Raw genomic sequence first — 20,082 nt, 5'->3', positions numbered from 1 at the left:
CTAAAATTCAAAACTCATAGCTTTTTCACTCACTTTTATTCCAAGGTGCGCCGATTAAGCTCCAAGTGGGGCTGTTGAGAGCGAGATCCATATCACGGGCGAAGATAGCGAATCCGTCATAGCCGTGGTACGGCCCCGAATAATCCCATGAGTGCATTTGCCGGAAGGGAAGCGCCATTTTCTGGAAGACATACTTCTCTTTAATCCCGGAAGCAATTAAATCTGGCTTGAGTGCTTTGACGAAATGCTCAAATTCATAGGCAGAAACGTCATCGTAAATTAATGTCCCGTTCTCGACATAGTGAGAAGTGCGTTTGTAGTCGTCATTGTGACCGAATTCGTAACCTGTGCCAATCAACTTCATGCCCAGGTCTTCAAAGGCTGGAACAACGTGACGAGGACGCAAACCACCAACCATGAGAGCAACTGTTTTTCCTTCTAAGCGGGAGCGATATTTGTCAAGTACAGCCTGGGTTTGGGCTTCATACTTGGCAATAACTTCTTCTGCTTTGGCTTGAATAGTCTCGTCAAACTTGGCAGCAATTTCTCGCAGGGATGCAGCAATCTTGGTGGGGCCAAAGAAGTTATATTCCAACCAGGGAATACCATAAGCTTCTTCCATGTGGCGGGAGATGTAGTTCATGGAGCGGTAGCAGTGAACTAGGTTTAGTTTCACGCTGGGGGTGAGCATCATCTCGTGTAGAGTGCCGTCTCCAGACCACTGAGCCACAACCCGCAAGCCGATTTCTTCTAACAGGATGCGGCTAGACCAAGCATCACCACCGATGTTGTAGTCACCGATAATTGCTACATCGTAGGGGCCTGGTTCAAATCCGAGGGTGCCTTCTTTCTTGGCTTTGTCAGCTTTGGGGAATACCCAATCGCGGATGGTATCGTTGGCGATGTGGTGTCCAAGGGATTGGGACACACCCCGGAAGCCTTCGCAACGTACAGGAACAACAGTTTTACCAGTTTCTTTGGATTTCTTCTTGGCAACGGCTTCGATGTCGTCACCAATTAGACCAATCGGGCATTCGGATTGTACGGAGATACCGCGATTGAGGGGGAACAGTTCTTCAATTTCATCAATCAGTTTGGCGAGTTTTTTGTCTCCACCAAAGACGATGTCCCGTTCTTGGAAGTCGGAGGTGAACTGCATCGTGCCGAAAGAATCGATACCAGTAGTACCGATGTAGTAGTTGCGGCGACCTGACCAAGAATAGTAACCGCAACCAACGGGGCCGTGACTGATGTGAACCATGTCTTTGATGGGGCCCCAAACCACACCTTTTGAACCTGCATAGGCACAACCACGGGTGGTCATTGTTCCGGGAATAGATTTGATGTTGGACTTAACGCCGCAATCAGATTTACCTTCTTCGTAAACGTTCAGGTGCTTTTCCCGCTTTTTCTTGGCTTTGTCCGGATATACCTCCAGAACTTCCTTGATCAAGGCTTTTTTGTCAATTTCTGATGTTACTGGCTCAGTAACAGTGATTTGCTCTAAAATTGCGGCTTCGGAGGGTGTCATAGTTTTTCCTCTTGACTACTTGCGATCGCAGAGTGTGCGGGGTGGGGGTGGAGGGAAGAAGGAAGCAGAGGGGGTATTTGTTCCCTGTTCCCTTCCCGAAATGACTACTTAGCGAATCAGCTTAAACAACAGCAGCAGCTTTGCCTGAGTCTTGGGCGATCGCTTTTTGGTATTCTTCTTCGCCGCCCAGGAGCCCGAATTCAACCAGCAGTTCTTCCAGTTCGTCCATTGAGATGGGGGTGGGAATGGTCAGCTTGGTGTTCTCTTTAATCTTTCTCGCCAAAATACGGTACTCCTCGGCTTGCTGACTATCAGGAGCATATTCAATTACCGTCATCCGACGCAGTTCTGCGTGTTGTACGATATTGTCACGAGGTACAAAGTGAATCATCTGAGTATTAAGTCTTGCAGCTAATGCCTCAATTAATTCAATTTCTCCATCAACATTACGGCTGTTGCAAATTAGACCACCTAAGCGCACACCACCGGAGTGAGCATACTTGAGAATACCCCGTGCAATGTTGTTGGCAGCATACATTGCCATCATTTCACCAGAGCAAACGATGTAGATTTCTTGCGCTTTGCCTTCACGAATTGGCATGGCGAAACCACCGCAAACAACGTCACCCAATACGTCGTAGGAAACAAAATCCAGGTCTTCGTAAGCGCCGTTTTCTTCCAAGAAGTTAATGGCGGTAATGATCCCACGTCCAGCACAACCAACACCAGGTTCAGGGCCACCTGACTCCACACACTTGACATCCAAGTAACCAGGTAGCAATACTTCTTCGAGTTCAATATCTTCAATTTCGCCGCGTTCAGCCGCTAGGTGCAGAATGGTGGTTTGAGCTTTACTGTGCAGCATGAGGCGGGTGGAGTCTGCTTTGGGGTCACAACCTACAATCATGATCCGTTCGCCCATTTCAGCCAGACCAGCAAGGGTATTTTGGGATGTTGTGGATTTACCAATACCGCCTTTACCGTAGAATGCAATTTGTCTAATGCTGTTGTCAGTCATGGTTGTTTCTCCTGCAATAAGTTTGGTGGTTGAGGTTTTGTGGTGGTCTGGGTTTGATAGGGCGATCGCTTATTTGCTTGGGAGCGATCGCTTCTGAGAACGTCGCTGGTGGCGATCGCTCTAACACCTTTGGTTCGGGAATAGAGATAGATTGCATATATTTGGTTAAGTGGTAATTTCTAACGACCCTTAGCAAGGCTGAATAATGGGTCAACAGCTTCTACTCGTAAGCTTGGGCTTACACGCTCTTGCAATTTAGCTTCAACGGCAACTTTCAGGGTAGCGGTACTGCTAGGACAAGAACCACAAGCACCTTGCAGCACTACCTGTACGCGATCTCCATCCACGTCGTAAAGTTCAATATCTCCGCCATCCGCAATTAGCAGTGGTCTAACTTCTTCATCCAGAACTTTTTGAATCAAGGCGATTTTTTGGACTGTTGTTAGCGGTCGTGAGGATTGTTCCTGAACAGTTGCAGTATTTGCAGTAATTTTTGCGCTTAATTTATAGCTAGTACCAACAGGTACAGCTGATTCCTTGATGACCGCAGAGATTAGGTCATCAATATTGGCTAGACAAGAACCACAACCGCCACCCGCCTTCACATAGCTTGTTACCTGTTCCGCAGTGGTGAGGTTGTTTTCCTGAATCACACGGCGAACCTTAGCTTCGCTGATCCCAAAGCAACTACAAACCAATGCTCCTTCATCATCGTCATGCACAGCTAGGGGAATACCCCGGTATTTGAAAATCGCTGCTTCTAAGGCTTCTTGTCCCATCACAGAACAATGCATCTTAGCTTCTGGTAAGCCGCCCAGGTATTCAGCAATCTCTTTATTGGTGACTTTCAGCGCTTGATCTAAAGTTAAACCCTTAATTAACTCAGTCAAAGCCGAAGAAGAAGCGATCGCACTTGTGCAGCCAAAGGTTTGAAAACGAGCATCAAGAATTTTATCGCTGTCTACTTCTACCTTGAGATGCAGTCTCAGAGCGTCTCCGCAAGCAATACTGCCCACCTCGCCAAAAACCACGGCTACACCTGATTCATTGCTATCTGCGATCGCACCTTGGTTTTTGGGGTTGTAAAAAAGTTCTAGTACTTTATCAGTATATTCCCACATGACCGATTTTAGATTTTAGATTTTAGATTTTAGATTTTGGATTGGGTATTGGGCATTGGGCATTGGGCATCGGGTATTATTCTTCTTGTCCCCCTTGTCCTCCTTGTCCCCCTTGTCCCCCTTGTCCCAATCAATGAGCCAAAGCCTCTTCCCTTCCTTGCAGCCAATCAGCTTGATCGTTGTTGAATGGAGAGATAGCGCGTAGACGCTCGACAATCGGGGGCATTACTTCTAGGACTTTATCTATCTCGGCTTCAGTGGTGTATCGTGAAAGACTGAAGCGAATCGAACCGTGCAAGGTGGTGTAGGGTAAGCCCATTGCCCGCAAAACATGGGAGGGTTCTAAGGAACCAGAAGTACAAGCGGAACCAGAAGATGCACAGATGCCGTATTGGTTGAGGGATAATAAAATCGCTTCGCCTTCGATATACTTGAAACCGATGCTGGTAGTGTTGGGCAATCTCTGCGTAATATCACTGTTAACTTCTGTATCAGAGATTGCAGTTAGTAAACCTTGTTCCAAGCGATCGCGTAATGCCTTTTCCCGTTGCACATCCTTTAAATGTACCTGTGCCAATTCCGCAGCTTTGCCTAAACCAATTATACCGGGAACATTCTCTGTACCTGCTCTGCGTCCCCGTTCCTGGTGTCCACCGATTAACAGCGGACGAAATCTGACACCTCGTCTAACATACAACGCACCCACACCTTTGGGAGCATGGAGTTTGTGACCGGAGAGGGTGAGCATATCAATGCTGCTGGTCTTGAGGTTGAGGGGAATTTTACCTACTGCCTGTACCGCATCTACATGGAAGATAGCACCGGCTTCTTTTGCCCGCAACCCAATCTGCTCAATAGGGAAAATCACGCCGGTTTCATTGTTAGCGTACATGGTGGAAACTAAAGCAGTATTGCCAGTCAGGGCGGCTTCTAGTTCCATCAAGTCAATTTGACCCTTGCGGTCTACAGATAGATAGGTGACTGTGTAACCTTGTTTTTCCAGTTGTTTGCAGACATTGAGAATGGCTGCGTGTTCTACTTGAGTGGTAATAATGTGGCGTTTTTCGGGTTGTGCTGCTAAAGCTGCCTTGATAGCTGCATTATTTCCTTCAGTACCACAACTGGTGAAGATAATTTCTGAATCCTCGGCTCCCAAAAGTGATGCAACTTGCGCCCTTGCTTCCTTAACTGCTTTCCCTACTTGTCCGCCAAAGCTGTGCATCGAAGAAGGATTACCGTAAAACTCGGTGAGATAGGGCAGCATCGCCTGTATAACTTGCTCATCTACCTTGGTTGTGGCATTGTTATCTAAATAAATTACACTCATGCTTCCAGACTCACCACATCTTGTTTACGCTGGGAAAATTGCTCGGAAAGTTTTTGAGATTCTCTATTTAAGCGGTCAACAGTCAACAGTCAACAGTTTTCTCTAACCCCTTGATATACTGGTCGTAAAATTCCAAAGCCACCTTCTCAATTACGTCGTAAGCTTCAACAGTCTGTAAACCAGCTTTTTGCAATTCTTCTTGAGGACAGTGACCAATTTTGGAAACCAGAACCGCTTTGCAATCGGAGATGGCTTGAATAATGTTGTCTAGAGTGGCTTCCTCGCCATATCCACTTTGGCAATAGTGGTCAATTTTGCGATGACCGACAAACTTAGCACTGGTACCATCCACTTCGTAAACCATAAACTCTTTAGCGTGACCGAAGTGCTGGTTAACCAAACCGCCGCCTTTGGTAGCGACTGCAACTAAGATTTTTGGTCTTTCCTGTAGGGATATTGTATGTAATGTCTCTACAGCTTTTTCTTTGACGGCTTTGATTTCTTTTTGAGACTTCTCAATCTCTGCATGGACTTCTTGGCGTTGCTCCAAATTGTATTCTGGAGCCATTTCCATAAATTTATCTTTGGTAAATTCTTGACTGCGGTCTTCGCCTAATAATCCTACCGCATCGGCGCGACATTGGCGACAATGGCGCATCATTTTCATATTACCAGAACAGTTATCTTGTACTGTTTTCAGTTCTTTAGGATTCGGGCCGCGTTGACCAGTTAAACCAAAGTGAGTACCGTGTTCTGGGGCAGAAATCAAGGGCATAATATTATGCAGGAATGCACCCTTGGAACGAATGACTTCGTTGACCTCTACCAAATGTTCATCGTTAATTCCCGGAATCATCACCGAGTTAACTTTGCACAGAATATCTGCTTCTTGGAGGGCTTGCAATCCTTCCATCTGCTTTTCGTGCAGAATGCGGACACCTTCAATACCTCTGTAGCGTTTGCGATTGTAGTGAACCCAAGGATAAATCTTCGCCCCGATTTCTGGGTCTACCATATTAATAGTTATGGTGACATGATCGATATTCAGTTGTTTAATCCGCTCAACGTAATCGGGAAGCATCAATCCGTTGGTTGACAAGCAAAGTTTAATATCTGGTGCTTTCTCGGCAATTAACTCGAAGGTACGGAAGGTTTTTTCTGGGTTCGCTAGGGGATCTCCTGGCCCTGCAATTCCCAAAACTGTCATTTGGGGAATTTTGCCAGCAATTACTAAAACTTTGTGTGCGGCTTCTTCTGGTGTGAGCAATTCGCTAACCACACCAGGACGGCTTTCATTTGCACAGTCATATTTGCGGTTGCAATAGTTGCATTGGATGTTGCAAGCTGGTGCTACTGCAACGTGCATCCTAGCGTAGTGGTGGTGTGCTTCTTCGCTATAGCAAGGATGTTTCTCAATCCGCGCTTTGATTTTTTCATCTAAACTTGTTGTGGCATCAGTTTTACTGCTGCAACCACAACTACCCGATTTGGCTTTAGTTTTGGTTTCCGTGGTTGGAGAAGTTAGAAGCCCTGTAGGTGGTGGTGTCATTGAATTTCGCTGCCTTTAGAATATGGGACTGGCATTATAGAAGATGCTTTTGCTCAATCTCAGCCAGAAATTAAAGTCGCGTTGTACTCTGAAAACCTGCCTACGTTGGTTAGATAAACCTTGACTTTCGGCTAGTTTGTCCACTTTTGGGACTTGGGTAAAATTCGGGTTTAAAGCTGCGACTTATATTCATAGAGATGATTGCTACAAACTTTGATAGTTATCACTGTTGAGTTTTTTTTTAGGACATTAAGTGTTTAGCAATACATTTCTGTTAGTGCCTTAGGTGTTGAGCGCTACATGTCTTATTTATAGCAGTCACCTGAAAGTCGGAAATTGCTGGTGTTTTTTATAATTTATTAGATTGATTAAGCTTGTACTCAAAAATTGAAAGCGATAGTTACCAAGCTTTTGGAAGCTTTGAGAAAAAGTTTTTAGGTATAGGTACTAGTATTTTTTGCCCAGGGTACGAGTATTTATGATGAAGGGGTTCAAGTATTTTTGTACTCGTCTTGAACCTAATACTAGCAATAGTTTGAGTGTAATTTGAGTTGTTTTTTGGTATTGATCAATCTGTACTCAGATCGTCTGCGATCGCTCTCCAAATTCCTATTTACTTAGGCAGTTTTGGGATAAATAGCTGGAGCAGTTAACTAAACACTACCCCAGCCGTTAAGCGAAATTCAATTCCGTATCTAAAGTAACACTTTTTCGATGGTAAAAACTAATTGTAAAATAACTTCATCTAAAATCGTGTCTACATATACAGACGGACTAACTCCCTCAAATTCAGGATACTGTTAGCAAATCATAGGTCTGATCCCTCAGCATAACGATTTTATAGGCTTTGGCAGCATCATTCTGGCTAACTAATTAGTCAGACAACTGTATTAGATAAAAGCAAAGGCTAATTTTTTCTGAAGCTTAGCAATAAAAGACTAGTACTGTAGCTGGATATACAGAAAAATTATTTTCAATAAATTTCACTTACGAGTACACATGAGTACAGATGAGTACACATTAAAATATGCAAAAATTTATGACAAGAATACCTGCAAATCCCGCTTAGTACAAAGTTTAGGCTTTGGTCAACAACTACTCAATTTCTAGCTTGATAAATACCAGTACCCCTAATCTCAAAATACTAGTACCCTAACGGGAAAAAAACTTTTTTCAGCTTGTAAATTCTGATGCAATAGGGATTAATACTAATTGAGTACAAGCTAATACATGCACTAATGTAGTTAGAGCTACCTGATATAAGTAACATAGGCATGGGGCATTGGGCATTGGGCATTGGGCATTAGTAATTTGTCCTCCTCATCTCCCATATGCGCACTGGCTTTATAAACCCTCGATAAACTCCAATTACTATAGGACTTATACCAATTCTTTATGAAGCTGCATAGAATTCGATCCCCCCTAGCCCCCCTTAAAAAAGGGGGGGAAAGAATTAAAGTCCCCCTTAAAAAGGGGGATTTAGGGGGATCATGATATGTGCAACTTCACATTAAATTGGTATTACGCAAAAAACCTCTCAAACTCGTATTTCTCTGTGTCCTCTGCGTCCTGGAGCGGTTACTTTTTCCGTCACCCATCCGTAAGTCCTGTACTATTGCAACTTTGCAATGGTAATTAATAATTGCTCAATCAGCATTTGTTGGAGCAAATAATAATTAAAAATTAATTAAAATATTCCCAAAGGTTGTTTTGCTCATGTTCCTTAACAGTTTTGATTTTCCATCTCAAATACTTTTTGATTACCCATCTACACTGGAGGAGACCGCCATGCTATCAATATTAATTGCGGGTATCACTTTGATAGTTATTCCCGCAGTTGTCAATACCTATTTTGGCTATTTATTGCTACGAGCGAAAAAATAAATTGCAATTAATTTAGAATACCAATTTTCAAAAGCACACCCCGCAGTTCTCACAAGCAGTAGGGGCGGGTTAAGCGAAATAGTTGTGAATGATTGAATAATATCTGTGAACCCGCCCCTACGAACTCTGGACACAGAGAAAGCTTAATTTTAAAAAAATTGGTGAGAAATTCAGCACACCTGTTATTGCACTCAGGAACTCAAAAGCGAAAATTCAAACTGCTATAAGAGGCGTTTTTTATATGAATGCGATCGCTATTAACGACACTACACTAAGGGATGGAGAACAAGCGGCGGGTGTTGCCTTTAATATTGAGGAGAAAGTAGCGATCGCAAAATTATTGGACGCTATTGGTGTAAGTGAATTAGAAGTTGGTATCCCAGCAATGGGTGAAGTGGAAACACAAGCGATCGCTGCAATTTCTAACTTAGGTTTAAAGGCGCAACTTTTAGGCTGGAATCGGGCTAACATCTCAGATATTCAGGCTTCTATCAACTGTGGTTTGCAGCGCGTACATATATCTGTTCCCGTTTCGGAAATTCAAATTGCGGCCAAGTTTCACGGACAATGGCGCTTGATGTTGCAAAAACTCAAAGATGCAATTAGCTTTGCACGCGATCGCGGTCTTTGGGTAGCAGTAGGCGGCGAAGATTCCTCTAGAGCCAATGAAAGTTTCCTCTTAGATGTCGCCATTTATGCCCAAGAGTGGGGCGCGTCTAGATTTCGCTTTTGCGATACCGTGGGAATTCTCGACCCCTTTACTACATACACCAAAGTCAAGCAATTGGTAATGTATTTATCCATTCCCCTAGAAATGCACACCCATAATGACTTTGGATTAGCAACAGCCAACGCCTTAGCTGGGCTGAAAGCTGGAGCCTTATCGGTGAATACAACCGTTAACGGCTTGGGAGAAAGGGCTGGTAATGCGGCTTTAGAAGAAGTTGTGATGGCACTCAAACGCATCCAAGGGATCGATTTAGGAATTGATACAACTCGGTTGTTAGAACTGTCTCGAATGGTAGCAACTGCATCAGGTTGTCAAGTACCCCCTTGGAAAGCGATCGTTGGGGAAAATACCTTTGCCCATGAATCTGGTATACACGCTCATGGTGTGTTGCAAAACCCCGTCACTTACGAACCATTTGCACCGGAAGAAGTAGGCTGGGAAAGGCGTTTGGTTGTCGGTAAACATTCAGGGCGGCACTTGGTAGCTAAATTGTTACAACAACAGGGTATCAATTTAAACCCCGATGAAACCCAATCCATTTTAGACGCAGTACGACAACAGTCAGTAGAAAACAAACGCAGCCTCGATATACAAGAACTATTGAGTTTAGTCTCGTCCCAGAGGTAATTTTATGCAATTAGATGAATTAGAACTCGACTTACCACCAGCCTTTGAAATCGGTTCAAAAGTCAGAACTCGCAAGTTGATCCGCAACGATGGCACATACCCCGGTCAAGAAATTGGTGCAACACTAGCAAAAAAGGGAGACATCGGCTACATCATCAGTATTGGCACGTTTTTGCAAAATTCCTATATTTATGCTGTGCATTTTATCGAAAAAGGCTTGATCGTCGGTTGTCGCAAAAAAGAATTAGAAGCTGTTGAGGAAATCAAATGAAAGTTATGCTGCGTCAAAATGCTGCTGGACAGTTAGTAGTTTATGTTGCCAAAAAAGACCTGGAAGAAGAAGTGGTAAGTCAAACAGTGGTATCTGAGGGAAAGATTTTTACCTTAGCAAATGGTTGGGAATTAGCAATTCCAAATTTACCAGAACCCTTACGATTACCGCAGACTATAGAAGCTAAAAGGCTGTCTTAAAGGAGAAATTTATTTACAGCAGTTTTCACGTATTTGAACCACACTTTCAGGGCACAGCAGTGCTCATACGTGTCAACTTAAGCTACAAATAGCTTTACTCTAAGCTTCCTCGCCCGCCTGAGAATGAATTCTCAGGCTAATAGCCCAAGTAGGGGCGGGTTAAGTGAGATAGTCGTGAATTATTGGAGCATATCTGTGAACCCGCCCCTACTGAAGTAGACTCAAAATTTCGCGGGTATTTAGTCATCTTCAGATGACTTTCGCTATTAGCAAGGAACTTCAGTTCCTTGCGGTAAGGCGATTTCGCGTTAAGTTGACACCACTGAGCAGTGCGGTGCCCCTACTTAATCAAAATCTTCAACGATTTGGATATACATGGCGCATTTCAAAACGACACTGTTCCCAAAGGGGTAACAATGCTTGCTTGGCGGCGTTCATCTGCTGTTGTGAGCAGTTAATTTTGCCGTTTTCGATCATCCAGATAAATATCCGAGTTATTAAATCGGCATTTAAACTGGTTTCGTATTCATGATTATTTATCCTTGTCACTTGTTCATCTAAGCAAATTATCGCATTTTTCAATGTCCAGTTTTTCTCAGATATTGATTTGCCGTTATCACTTTTATCTTGTCCATTCTGCCAATCTATTCTCTGCAAATTTCCCATAATATAATCCATTCCACTTATGCCAGAGTCAGTATTACGCACTAAATCTGTAAATGTTTTATAATATGAGCGTAATTGGAAAGTAGCAATATTTGGTCTATATAATAAATTGAGCCAAGATTGGATATCACACAGATAGGGTAATAAATCTTTGATATCATCAATTTCTGCAAGGGATGGATGCTGCGGTTGTTCAGTTTTTATGGCTGCGAGGATTTCGCCTCCAGAGAATTGAGTCTGCTGTGAGTAATAATTAATCACTTGCGGAATGTATTTCTCTAATAACCATTTTTTAGTATATTTAGCTGTCCAAGTTCCCCGTGAACCTATATCTTGTTGCCAAGTAGTTAGTTGTTTTCTCTCCAGAGATTGTAAATGTATTGCTTTTATTTCATAGATAATGCTAATTTTACTATGGGGCAATACAGAGGCATGACCGCTAGCTTTGGCAGCAATAAATGCATGATCGCGAATGCCTCTGCTAAGGCGAATTGAGAAATTTTCTTGATGAAATAAGTGCCATGCTGATTTTCCTTTGCTATAGTCGAATTCCTGGGCAAATTTATACATTAGCTCCCAGATTTTTGGCTTGACAGCACAAATTTCAAAACCCCGAATACCGTCAAATTCGACAAATGCAAATTCCCAAGTTTCTAAGGTATTTTCAAAATTTATAATTGCCTTCTTGTATTGCTGGCAAATTTCATCAATACATAAACATAAGTCTATTGTTTCCACTTCTGATAAAATTAATGTAGTTTGCCCTAAAGTTACTTCAAAGGCATTTTTATCTAACTGTCTGAGAAAAGGACGACATTGCCAATGGGGCTGAGTTTTCAGTCCAATCATCAGGCTACCTAAAATATGTTGATGATTGAGGCTAATTTTGATGCCTCGAAAAATGATGTTACTAAATTCTATTTCACAATCACCTTGACTAAATGCTTGGGGTAGGTGACATTTGATTGCTACTTTCTGCTTAACTACAATCAAGAGGTTGTCTTCTTTTGTAATTTCTGGCTGAAAATCACATTTTGTGAATAAATCTTGCAAGTAGGTATAATGTCTGAGATGTTTCTCTAACAAATTATGATGTTTAAATGCAAATAAGTTATCTGTATGCTTATTGATAGAATTTAAATGGTAAAAATTTAGGTTTTGATAAAAATTAACTGCTAATTCTTGGTTCCTTAAGGCATCGACTGTGAGATCAAACAAACAATATTCTCGGCGGTAGCGCCAGTATTGGAAAACTTTAATTTGATAGCCGTTGGTGACGATAAAAAATAGTGGTTTTAAAGTAATATTGGCTAGTCGAGATTGCACAAAGCTGGGAGACAAGTTAGTTTCAAGAGGGTTTTGCAGGGCAATAATTACCAGTGAGGGTTCTGCATGGTGTTGGGCAAAATTATCTGTTGTAAAATGAACTTGGTCAATTTCTAATTCACTGTTACCCTTCGCTGCTTGATATCCATTACCAGTAAATTTACTTTGACAACATCTTTCTGGATATCCGAGATATTGAAACAGCGGTAAAATAAATTTAGTTTCTACGTCATCTACATTTTGTAAAATGTGATAGTCAAAACCTTGTATCCATTTGATAAATTGTTGAATCGGTTCGGAAATTGACATTTGCTAATCTATAAATTTGCAGAGATATTGTTGTCTAATTAGCAATTTATCAAGTCAGTTTGGCTGGTGTAGTGATGGCGAATACTTTAGAGATTGACAATTAAAAAACATCCCGATCATAAATTTGTTTATCCTAGCACTCGTCAGTCTGGGGAGACCCCGCCCCTAGGATTTGGGTTTGGTATAAGCTGTAACTTCAAAAAAGCGGTTGAACCGAATCAATAGCTGTTCGCCAACGCCTAGTCCTCAAGAGACGTAATACTACTACTTAAAAAAGCCGTGAAGACCGATCCAGCTATTTGTCACCATCTTCTTACAATGATTTTATAAGAACTAATTTGATTCTCTTGGCCATGTACACTTTCCTAGGGCGGATCAACCGTCTGGCGAGTGTGAGTTATCCTTATCCTCTCTGTGTCTTTTGTGGTGTCTCCACAAGCCTATGCAACCTACTAATCCCAACCAATTTACAGAAAAAGCCTGGGAAGCGATCGCCCATACCCCGGATATTGTCAAACAATATCAGCAACAACAGATTGAAAGCGAACACCTGATGAAGGCGCTGCTGGAACAGGAAGGTCTGGCTAGTGCTGTATTGACAAAAGCGGGTGTTAATCTCCAAAAAGTCCGCGATCGCGCCGAACAATTTATTCAACGTCAGCCCAAGGTATCCGGTAGCAGCACTTCTGTCTACTTGGGGCGCAGCTTGGATACTCTTTTAGACCGGGCGGAAGGTTATCGCAAGGAATTTAAGGACGAATATATTTCTATTGAGCATTTATTGCTGGCTTATGCCAAAGATGACCGCTTTGGTAAAGGTCTATTCCAAGAATTTGGTTTAGACGAAAGCAAGCTGAAAAATATTATTAAACAAATTCGGGGGAGCCAGACAGTGACCGACCAAAATCCAGAAGGTAAATACCAATCCCTGGAAAAATATGGGCGTGACCTGACGGAAGCAGCGCGTAAAGGTCAACTCGATCCGGTGATTGGGCGGGATGATGAAATTCGCCGCACTATCCAAATCCTCTCCCGTCGTACCAAGAATAACCCCGTACTAATTGGTGAACCGGGTGTGGGTAAAACTGCGATCGCCGAAGGACTCGCACAACGGATTCTCGCTGGTGATGTCCCCCAATCCCTCAAAGACCGCAAGCTGATAGCCTTAGATATGGGTGCTTTGATTGCTGGGGCGAAATTCCGGGGTGAATTTGAAGAACGTCTCAAAGCAGTATTAAAAGAAGTTACTGAATCCGGCGGCAATATTGTTTTATTTATTGATGAAATTCATACTGTTGTTGGCGCTGGTGCAACTCAAGGCGCAATGGATGCGGGGAATTTGCTCAAACCCATGTTAGCCAGAGGTGAGTTGCGCTGTATTGGGGCGACGACTTTGGATGAATATCGTAAATATATCGAGAAAGATGCGGCTTTAGAAAGACGCTTCCAGCAAGTTTATGTGGATCAGCCCAGCGTGGAAGATACAATCTCTATCTTACGGGGGTTGAAAGAACGGTATGAAGTCCATCATGGGGTAAAAATTTCCGATAGTTCCTTAGTGGCTGCGGCGACATTATCTAGTCGTTATATTAGCGATCGCTTCCTCCCAGATAAAGCCATCGACTTAGTAGACGAAGCCGCTGCTAGGTTGAAAATGGAAATTACCTCTAAACCAGAAGAACTGGACGAAATCGATCGCAAGATTCTGCAACTGGAAATGGAGAAGCTATCTTTGCAAAAAGAAAGCGATATTGCTTCCCGTGAACGTCTGGAGAGATTAGAGAAAGAACTTGCAGATCTCAAAGAACAACAAAGAACTCTGAACGCGCAATGGCAATCGGAAAAAGATATCATCAATAAAATTCAGGCTGTCAAGGAAGAAATTGACCGCGTGAATCTGGAAATTCAGCAAGCAGAAAGAAATTACGACCTCAACCGGGCGGCGGAATTAAAATATGGCAAGTTAACCGATTTACATCGCAGGTTGGAAGCGGCGGAAACTGAACTGACACAAGCCCAAGGTACAGGAAAATCACTGCTGCGGGAAGAAGTCACCGAAGCCGATATTGCGGAAATTATTTCTAAGTGGACAGGAATTCCCATCAGTAAATTGGTGGAATCAGAAAAAGAAAAACTGCTGCAATTAGAAGATGAACTCCACCACCGGGTAATTGGACAAGATGAAGCAGTTACCGCCGTCGCCGATGCAATTCAGCGATCGCGCGCTGGTTTAGCAGATCCTAACCGTCCAATTGCTAGCTTTATTTTCCTCGGTCCCACAGGGGTGGGTAAAACCGAGTTAGCCAAAACCCTAGCCGCATATATGTTCGACACTGAAGAAGCTTTGGTGCGCATTGATATGTCGGAGTACATGGAGAAACACGCAGTTTCCCGATTAATTGGTGCGCCTCCGGGATATGTTGGTTACGAAGAAGGCGGACAACTCACAGAAGCAATTCGCCGTCGTCCTTATGCAGTAATTCTCTTTGACGAAATTGAGAAAGCACATCCCGATGTGTTTAATGTCTTGCTGCAAATTCTCGATGATGGTCGCGTCACCGATGCCCAAGGGCATACGGTAGACTTCAAGAATGCGATTATTATCATGACCAGTAATATTGGTTCCCAGTACATTCTTGATGTTGCTGGGGATGATAGCCGCTACGACGAAATGCGCCATCGCGTCATGGAAGCCATGCGCAATAACTTCCGTCCCGAGTTCCTCAACCGCATTGACGAATTTATTATCTTCCACAGCTTGCAGAAGCGGGAATTGCGGCAGATTGTACTGTTACAAGCAGATAGATTGCGTCAAAGATTGAGCGATCGCAAGATGTCTCTGCGACTCTCGGATGCTGCTCTTGACTTTTTAGCCGAAGTGGGATACGATCCTGTGTTTGGAGCGCGTCCACTGAAACGAGCAATTCAACGAGAACTAGAAACTCAAATTGCCAAAGCTATCTTGCGCGGTGAATTTCACGATGGCGACTCAATTTTTGTCGATGTGCAAAATGAACGCCTATCTTTCAGCCGTTTGCCGGTTGAGGTGTTTAGTAGTTAATTTGGTTAGTCTCACGCAAAGACGCAAAGTAAAGAGCGTCTTTGCGTTTTGGCGCGCAAATGTGGTGGAAAGTGGGATCTAATGGTTAGTACTAGGTGGTGCTAACACAGTATTTAGCTGTGCGGGTGGGTCATTTAACGAGAGAGTTAATTGAGGTGTGGGAATATGATGGTCACTGCGGGTAGGTGTAACTGCTGTACCGACAGCAAAAAACTCAATGACATGGGAACTCCAAGAATATTGATGCTCATGAATATTCGCACCGATAATACCTTGGGCTTGTAGTTGAGATGCTTCAACTTGCATTCTCTCCATCGCTAATTCTCGTGCATCATATAATGCTTGGGTAAAATTGGTCATCTCTACATTTTTGCCAATATTTCTAAACCATTGTCCCAAGCCTTGAAAAGCAACATGATAGACGCAGTTACCCATGACTAAGCCCAGAGGACGATAGCCAGCTTTCAGAAGTGTCCAAAAATCTTGACCGGATAGGTCGCTGGTAAAAGGTTTGTTGGCAAAGGTACGATAAGACATTGAGGTATTAGTTGCTTTGACTGCTGTACCAATCGCCACAAACTCCGCCATATTCGGTTCCCAAGTCATGTGTTTAGCACTCAGACGCACCCCAATAATACCATCTGCGTCTAAGGCTTCGGCTTCTTCTTGCATCCGACTCATTGCTAATTCCCGAGCATGATACATCGCTTGGGAAAGAACAGTCATTTCCATATTCTGGTTAATGTTAGCCCATTGAAAGCCAATGTGATACATCGAACAGCCAACTACTAACCCCAACGGTTCAAAACCAGCTTCTTTCACCAACAGAAACTCATTTACTGAGAGGTCACTGGTAAACAAATTACTTTGCTTACCGCCCTTTTGCATCATTTTTAACCGTTCACGGGCGTGTTCTGGTAGATCAGCGGCGATCGCTGGATTATGATGGGGTTGAGGAACTTGGTTTGTCATAATTAAATTTATCGTTGAGAAAGTGGGTAGAAAATTAGAGTTTTACTAACTGGGTTTTCTGGTGGCAATTCATCTTCAACAATGGCAGTCCCAATGGCAACAAAATTAGTGAGGATGTCACGGAAGGGGCCGTTATTGGCGAAAATGTTGTTGAACACCGAGACAATAATATTGATAGCGAAGCTAAGGAATAACAACACAAAACACAAAGCCGCCGCAGTCCCATGACCGGCAATCATTGCGCCAAAACAAGCAATAAACAGTCCGAGAGTAAAAAAACCTAAAAAACAGCCCAAAGGTGACTGAGGCTGATAGGTAATAATTTCTTCACTCTTTTCAATATGCATTCCGACTGCACCCTGAGCCGACAATTGACTGATTTCTGCGGAAAGTCGCATCAGGGCTAATTCCCGTGCATCTTGAAAGCCTTGAGTAAACTGGGTTAATTCTTGGTTACGCCTGCCTTGACCAAATAAACGATTCCAGGCAGAGTTATTCATTAAGGCGCGGGTAGTGCGATCGCTATGCACATAATAAGAACAAGCACCAAATACTAAACCCTTTGGCCAATAACCAGCTTGACGCAGTTGCCAAAATTCCTGTCCACTCAAATCACTGGTAAATGGTTTATTTGTTGGTGGACGGTTAGGTATGCGAATTGCTGTCCCAATAGCCGTAAATTCCACCATCCCTATACCCCATACTTGACGACGCTGATGGAGACGTACTCCAATAATGCCATGTGCGCCTAACATTGCTGCTTCTGCTTGCATCCGACTCACAGCCAGTTCTCGTACAGCTATCTGGGCTTGAGTTAAAGCTTCTACCTCTCCTGTTCGGTTACGATAGCCCCAGAAATAACCATAAAATCCGACTTTATAAAAGCTAGTTCCCATCACTAACCCGATAGGTTCACAACCAGCCTCGCGGGTAAGTAAATATTCGTTGGTACTTAAATCGCTGGTGAAGAAAGATTTGCCAGATTTTTGATGAATATTTTTGTGTTGCTTGAGCCGATGACTAGGAATCGTAAACGCAGTTGTGGTAACGTGAGAACTCTGTCGAGAGATAAAACCTACTCCCGACTTAGTAGCAGTCCCCATTTTTTTAGCGAGTTTTGCGAATAATCCCATACATAGCAGTCCGATTTAATTAGGTAGAGCTTTTAGCCCAAAATAAACTTACTCAAAGCGGCGCGCATCTCAGTATTGCGAGATGATACTTGAACTAATGCGGCCGCTACTGCTTGACTCCATTCTGTAACTGATACTTCAGTAGTTTTAATTTTGACACCGCCTACTAATTTCATAACTTTAGCTGTTATACTTCCATAGCGATCGCGGTTGATTTGGTAGTGATAATCATCAAAGCAGAGGGTAACTGTTGTCACCGCACCGAAACCAAACCATTGACGTTGTACTTGTGTATTTTGAGGCAAAGCGCGTTGTAACTTGAAAGCTAGTAATTTTAAGATATCTCCTGTTTCCTGGCGTTCAATTGTCAGCGCAGCACAAAGAATCTCTACTTCTAGCTCTTGGTCGAAATTATCTGTCATTGAGCAAGTGTTTTTTACTAACTGCAATGCAACCAATTTAACTCTCACACAGTTAAATTGGGGTAATCTAACCTGAGTTTCGGATCAACTCAAACCCTGATTCTCTGGTAGTCTGTCAATTTTGTTTTGAGGAATTTTTGGTAGTGTGTTCGCGTAGCGTGTCCGTTGGCACAGCCTCCCGCAGGGAAGGACAAACGTCTCGCTCACGCGGGCTTTCCGTCCCGCACTACTAGTCACGGCAGAATTAGAAATTGTTGTGAGAATTTTGCTGGCTGCACTGTTTACTACCCGACATTCATCTGCGTCCGTAGAAGGTTAAAATACAGAAATTATTCGGCGTGGGCGTTTATGCTGGGTCAGTTACTTGACGGACGTTACAGAATTATCCAGGAATTAGGGGCTGGTGGCTTCGGTCAAACCTTCATCGCCGAAGATATCAAACTGTACAATAATCAGTGCGTCGTCAAACTACTCAAGCCACTAGCAACTGATCCCATGACTTTGCAGGTAGCCAGACGCTTATTCGACTCAGAAGCGCAACTGTTGCACAAGTTAGGTACTCACGACCAAATACCCCAATTACTGGCGCATTTTGAAGAAAATAACGAATTTTATCTAGTTCAGCAGTTTATTGCGGGACATCCTTTAAGTGATGAACTCACACCGGGAAAGCAGTTAAGTGAAGCGTATGCGATCGCTCTTTTACAAAATATCCTCCAACCTTTATCCTTTGTCCATCAAAATAACGTCATCCACCGGGATATCAAACCGCCTAACTTAATTCGTCGCCAAGGTGACGGTAAAATTGTCCTGATTGACTTTGGGGCGGTGAAACAAATCGGCACTCAGGTAGTCAATGCTCAAGGACAAACTCGAATGACTGTGAGTATTGGCACTCCTGGCTATATGCCCAGCGAACAGGGTCGGGGTAGCCCCAGATTCAGCAGTGATATTTATGCTGTGGGGATGATTGGCATTCAAGCTTTGACAGGATTAATGCCCCACCAATTACAAGAAGATGGGGAGACAGCAGAAATTCTTTGGCGTCACCTAGTAGCAGTCAGTCCACAGTTAGCAGATGTCTTAGATCGGATGATTCGCTATGACTTTCGTCAGCGATATCAGTCAGCAGCAGAGGTTTTAGCTGCGGTGCAACAGTTGGCGAATCCTTACATTGCACCAACCCAGCAGGTAACTACTCCATCTTACAGTCCCACACCACAGCCCACCAATCCCCAACCACCGCTATACTCCCCACCACCCCCAGTTCCCCCCCAATATCGTCAAGAAATTCCCGCACCAGTGCCACCTGCAACCCCCGCAACAGCACCAACCCAACTCAAGCAAGTGGGATGGCGCTTTTATTTCCTGTGGGTGTTAGCGAATATTGGGGGCTATGTTGGCGGATTTGTCCTAGCGCTAGGTGTCTACTCTATTGTGGGATACTTACTAGCTTTTAGCTTTTGGGCATTGCTAGTGGGTATTTTGCAATGGTTGGTGCTGCGGCGACAAATTTCTCTATCTTTCTGGTGGGTGATGGTGACTACCCTAGCATTTCCCTTGACTTACCTATTCACTGGGGCAAATTCATTTGCAGCGTTTGTTAATTTACATGGATTGGTAGTTGGCATCGGGCAATGGTTCTTGCTGCGACGGCTAGTGAACAAAGCTGGTTGGTGGGTGGTGGTAAATGCTCTCTTTGCTGGGTTGGGCGGTATTACTTCCGGGGCAGTATTAGTTTGGTTACTACGCCAGCCCAAAAGTCAAAGTAACGGCTAAATTTTTGCTTCCTCTACCCCACACAGTCTGGCGATGCATTTCTAAAAAAGGTCAGAACGCGCCCGTTAATATATAGTGTAATACGAATAGATTCCATGTAACTGGAGTTTAGACTAAGCTATGCAAAACGACCCAGCAGGGCTGAGTTAATCACAG

The 20,082-nt window shown here is 43.5% G+C and carries 15 protein-coding genes; 5 read left to right on the top strand and 10 right to left on the bottom strand.

Annotated features, from left to right (window positions below; all coding sequences use genetic code 11):
• Positions 1-25 precede the first annotated feature (25 nt).
• The 6 genes from nifD to nifB all read right to left on the bottom strand — a co-directional run bounded on the left by nifD (position 26) and on the right by nifB (position 6,546).
• A complete protein-coding gene (gene nifD, locus AACU32_RS01370) occupies positions 26-1,531 on the bottom strand; it encodes a nitrogenase molybdenum-iron protein alpha chain (protein WP_339377401.1) in 1,506 nt (501 codons plus the stop codon).
• A 121-nt stretch (positions 1,532-1,652) separates the two neighbouring features.
• Positions 1,653-2,549, bottom strand: coding sequence for a nitrogenase iron protein (nifH, locus tag AACU32_RS01365; protein WP_096597136.1), 897 nt, complete (start codon positions 2,547-2,549; stop codon positions 1,653-1,655).
• Entirely contained in the window at positions 2,542-2,706 is a 165-nt protein-coding gene (locus AACU32_RS01360; RefSeq protein WP_339377400.1) for a hypothetical protein, read from the bottom strand. The genes nifH and AACU32_RS01360 overlap by 8 nt, the downstream gene beginning before the upstream one ends.
• Before the next feature lie 22 nt (positions 2,707-2,728).
• Positions 2,729-3,670 carry a Fe-S cluster assembly protein NifU gene (gene nifU, locus AACU32_RS01355; RefSeq protein WP_096597134.1) on the bottom strand — a complete coding sequence of 314 codons (942 nt, stop codon included), beginning with the start codon at positions 3,668-3,670 and terminating at the stop codon, positions 2,729-2,731.
• Between the two features lie 130 nt (positions 3,671-3,800).
• On the bottom strand, positions 3,801-4,997 hold the full coding sequence (gene nifS / locus AACU32_RS01350; protein WP_096597132.1) for a cysteine desulfurase NifS: 1,197 nt from the start codon (positions 4,995-4,997) through the stop codon (positions 3,801-3,803).
• A gap of 82 nt (positions 4,998-5,079) precedes the next feature.
• Entirely contained in the window at positions 5,080-6,546 is a 1,467-nt protein-coding gene (gene nifB / locus AACU32_RS01345) for a nitrogenase cofactor biosynthesis protein NifB (protein ID WP_096597130.1), read from the bottom strand.
• Positions 6,547-8,671: 2,125 nt separating this feature from the next.
• On the opposite strand from nifB, the gene nifV reads away from it, so the two are divergent.
• From nifV to nifT, 3 genes are read left to right on the top strand one after another with little or no spacing between them, the layout of a single operon-like run.
• Complete coding sequence (gene nifV / locus AACU32_RS01340) at positions 8,672-9,787, top strand: homocitrate synthase (protein WP_096597128.1); 1,116 nt, start codon at positions 8,672-8,674, stop codon at positions 9,785-9,787.
• A gap of 4 nt (positions 9,788-9,791) precedes the next feature.
• Complete coding sequence (locus AACU32_RS01335; RefSeq protein ID WP_096597126.1) at positions 9,792-10,058, top strand: nitrogen fixation protein NifZ; 267 nt, start codon at positions 9,792-9,794, stop codon at positions 10,056-10,058.
• Positions 10,055-10,258, top strand: a complete 204-nt coding sequence (gene nifT, locus AACU32_RS01330; RefSeq protein ID WP_096597124.1) for a putative nitrogen fixation protein NifT — start codon at positions 10,055-10,057, stop codon at positions 10,256-10,258. Before AACU32_RS01335 ends, nifT begins: the two co-directional genes overlap by 4 nt.
• A gap of 357 nt (positions 10,259-10,615) precedes the next feature.
• Here nifT and AACU32_RS01325 read toward each other — a convergent pair whose 3' ends face one another.
• A complete protein-coding gene (locus AACU32_RS01325) occupies positions 10,616-12,559 on the bottom strand; it encodes a hypothetical protein (protein ID WP_096597122.1) in 1,944 nt (647 codons plus the stop codon).
• A gap of 442 nt (positions 12,560-13,001) precedes the next feature.
• Here AACU32_RS01325 and clpB point away from each other — a divergent pair, with 442 nt between their 5' ends.
• Positions 13,002-15,620 (top strand): ATP-dependent chaperone ClpB, encoded by a 2,619-nt coding sequence (clpB, locus tag AACU32_RS01320; protein WP_096597120.1) that lies wholly within the window; start codon positions 13,002-13,004, stop codon positions 15,618-15,620.
• A 78-nt stretch (positions 15,621-15,698) separates the two neighbouring features.
• Here the strand turns inward: clpB and AACU32_RS01315 are convergent, their stop codons facing one another.
• From AACU32_RS01315 to AACU32_RS01305, 3 genes are read right to left on the bottom strand one after another with little or no spacing between them, the layout of a single operon-like run.
• Positions 15,699-16,592 (bottom strand): heavy metal-binding domain-containing protein, encoded by an 894-nt coding sequence (locus AACU32_RS01315; RefSeq protein ID WP_339377398.1) that lies wholly within the window; start codon positions 16,590-16,592, stop codon positions 15,699-15,701.
• An 8-nt stretch (positions 16,593-16,600) separates the two neighbouring features.
• Entirely contained in the window at positions 16,601-17,725 is a 1,125-nt protein-coding gene (locus AACU32_RS01310) for a heavy metal-binding domain-containing protein (protein WP_096597118.1), read from the bottom strand.
• A 32-nt stretch (positions 17,726-17,757) separates the two neighbouring features.
• Positions 17,758-18,147: a hypothetical protein gene (locus AACU32_RS01305; RefSeq protein WP_096597116.1), complete on the bottom strand. Its 390-nt coding sequence runs from the start codon at positions 18,145-18,147 to the stop codon at positions 17,758-17,760.
• A gap of 348 nt (positions 18,148-18,495) precedes the next feature.
• Here AACU32_RS01305 and AACU32_RS01300 point away from each other — a divergent pair, with 348 nt between their 5' ends.
• Positions 18,496-19,926 (top strand): serine/threonine-protein kinase, encoded by a 1,431-nt coding sequence (locus AACU32_RS01300; RefSeq protein WP_096597114.1) that lies wholly within the window; start codon positions 18,496-18,498, stop codon positions 19,924-19,926.
• Positions 19,927-20,082 lie beyond the last annotated feature (156 nt).

The organism is Calothrix sp. NIES-2100, from assembly GCF_963875285.1.
Taxonomy (GTDB): Bacteria; Cyanobacteriota; Cyanobacteriia; order Cyanobacteriales; family Nostocaceae; genus Aulosira.
This window is presented reverse-complemented; position numbering and strand designations above follow the sequence as displayed.

Bases quoted from the DNA above. Each gene is read 5' to 3' on its own strand.
- nifD (WP_339377401.1), bottom strand. From the start codon at position 1,531: ATGACACCCTCCGAAGCCGCAATTTTAGAGCAAATCACTGTTACTGAG.
- nifH (WP_096597136.1), bottom strand. From the start codon at position 2,549: ATGACTGACAACAGCATTAGACAAATTGCATTCTACGGTAAAGGCGGT.
- AACU32_RS01360 (WP_339377400.1), bottom strand. From the start codon at position 2,706: ATGCAATCTATCTCTATTCCCGAACCAAAGGTGTTAGAGCGATCGCCA.
- nifU (WP_096597134.1), bottom strand. From the start codon at position 3,670: ATGTGGGAATATACTGATAAAGTACTAGAACTTTTTTACAACCCCAAA.
- nifS (WP_096597132.1), bottom strand. From the start codon at position 4,997: ATGAGTGTAATTTATTTAGATAACAATGCCACAACCAAGGTAGATGAG.
- nifB (WP_096597130.1), bottom strand. From the start codon at position 6,546: ATGACACCACCACCTACAGGGCTTCTAACTTCTCCAACCACGGAAACC.
- nifV (WP_096597128.1), top strand. From the start codon at position 8,672: ATGAATGCGATCGCTATTAACGACACTACACTAAGGGATGGAGAACAA.
- AACU32_RS01335 (WP_096597126.1), top strand. From the start codon at position 9,792: ATGCAATTAGATGAATTAGAACTCGACTTACCACCAGCCTTTGAAATC.
- nifT (WP_096597124.1), top strand. From the start codon at position 10,055: ATGAAAGTTATGCTGCGTCAAAATGCTGCTGGACAGTTAGTAGTTTAT.
- AACU32_RS01325 (WP_096597122.1), bottom strand. From the start codon at position 12,559: ATGTCAATTTCCGAACCGATTCAACAATTTATCAAATGGATACAAGGT.
- clpB (WP_096597120.1), top strand. From the start codon at position 13,002: ATGCAACCTACTAATCCCAACCAATTTACAGAAAAAGCCTGGGAAGCG.
- AACU32_RS01315 (WP_339377398.1), bottom strand. From the start codon at position 16,592: ATGACAAACCAAGTTCCTCAACCCCATCATAATCCAGCGATCGCCGCT.
- AACU32_RS01310 (WP_096597118.1), bottom strand. From the start codon at position 17,725: ATGGGATTATTCGCAAAACTCGCTAAAAAAATGGGGACTGCTACTAAG.
- AACU32_RS01305 (WP_096597116.1), bottom strand. From the start codon at position 18,147: ATGACAGATAATTTCGACCAAGAGCTAGAAGTAGAGATTCTTTGTGCT.
- AACU32_RS01300 (WP_096597114.1), top strand. From the start codon at position 18,496: ATGCTGGGTCAGTTACTTGACGGACGTTACAGAATTATCCAGGAATTA.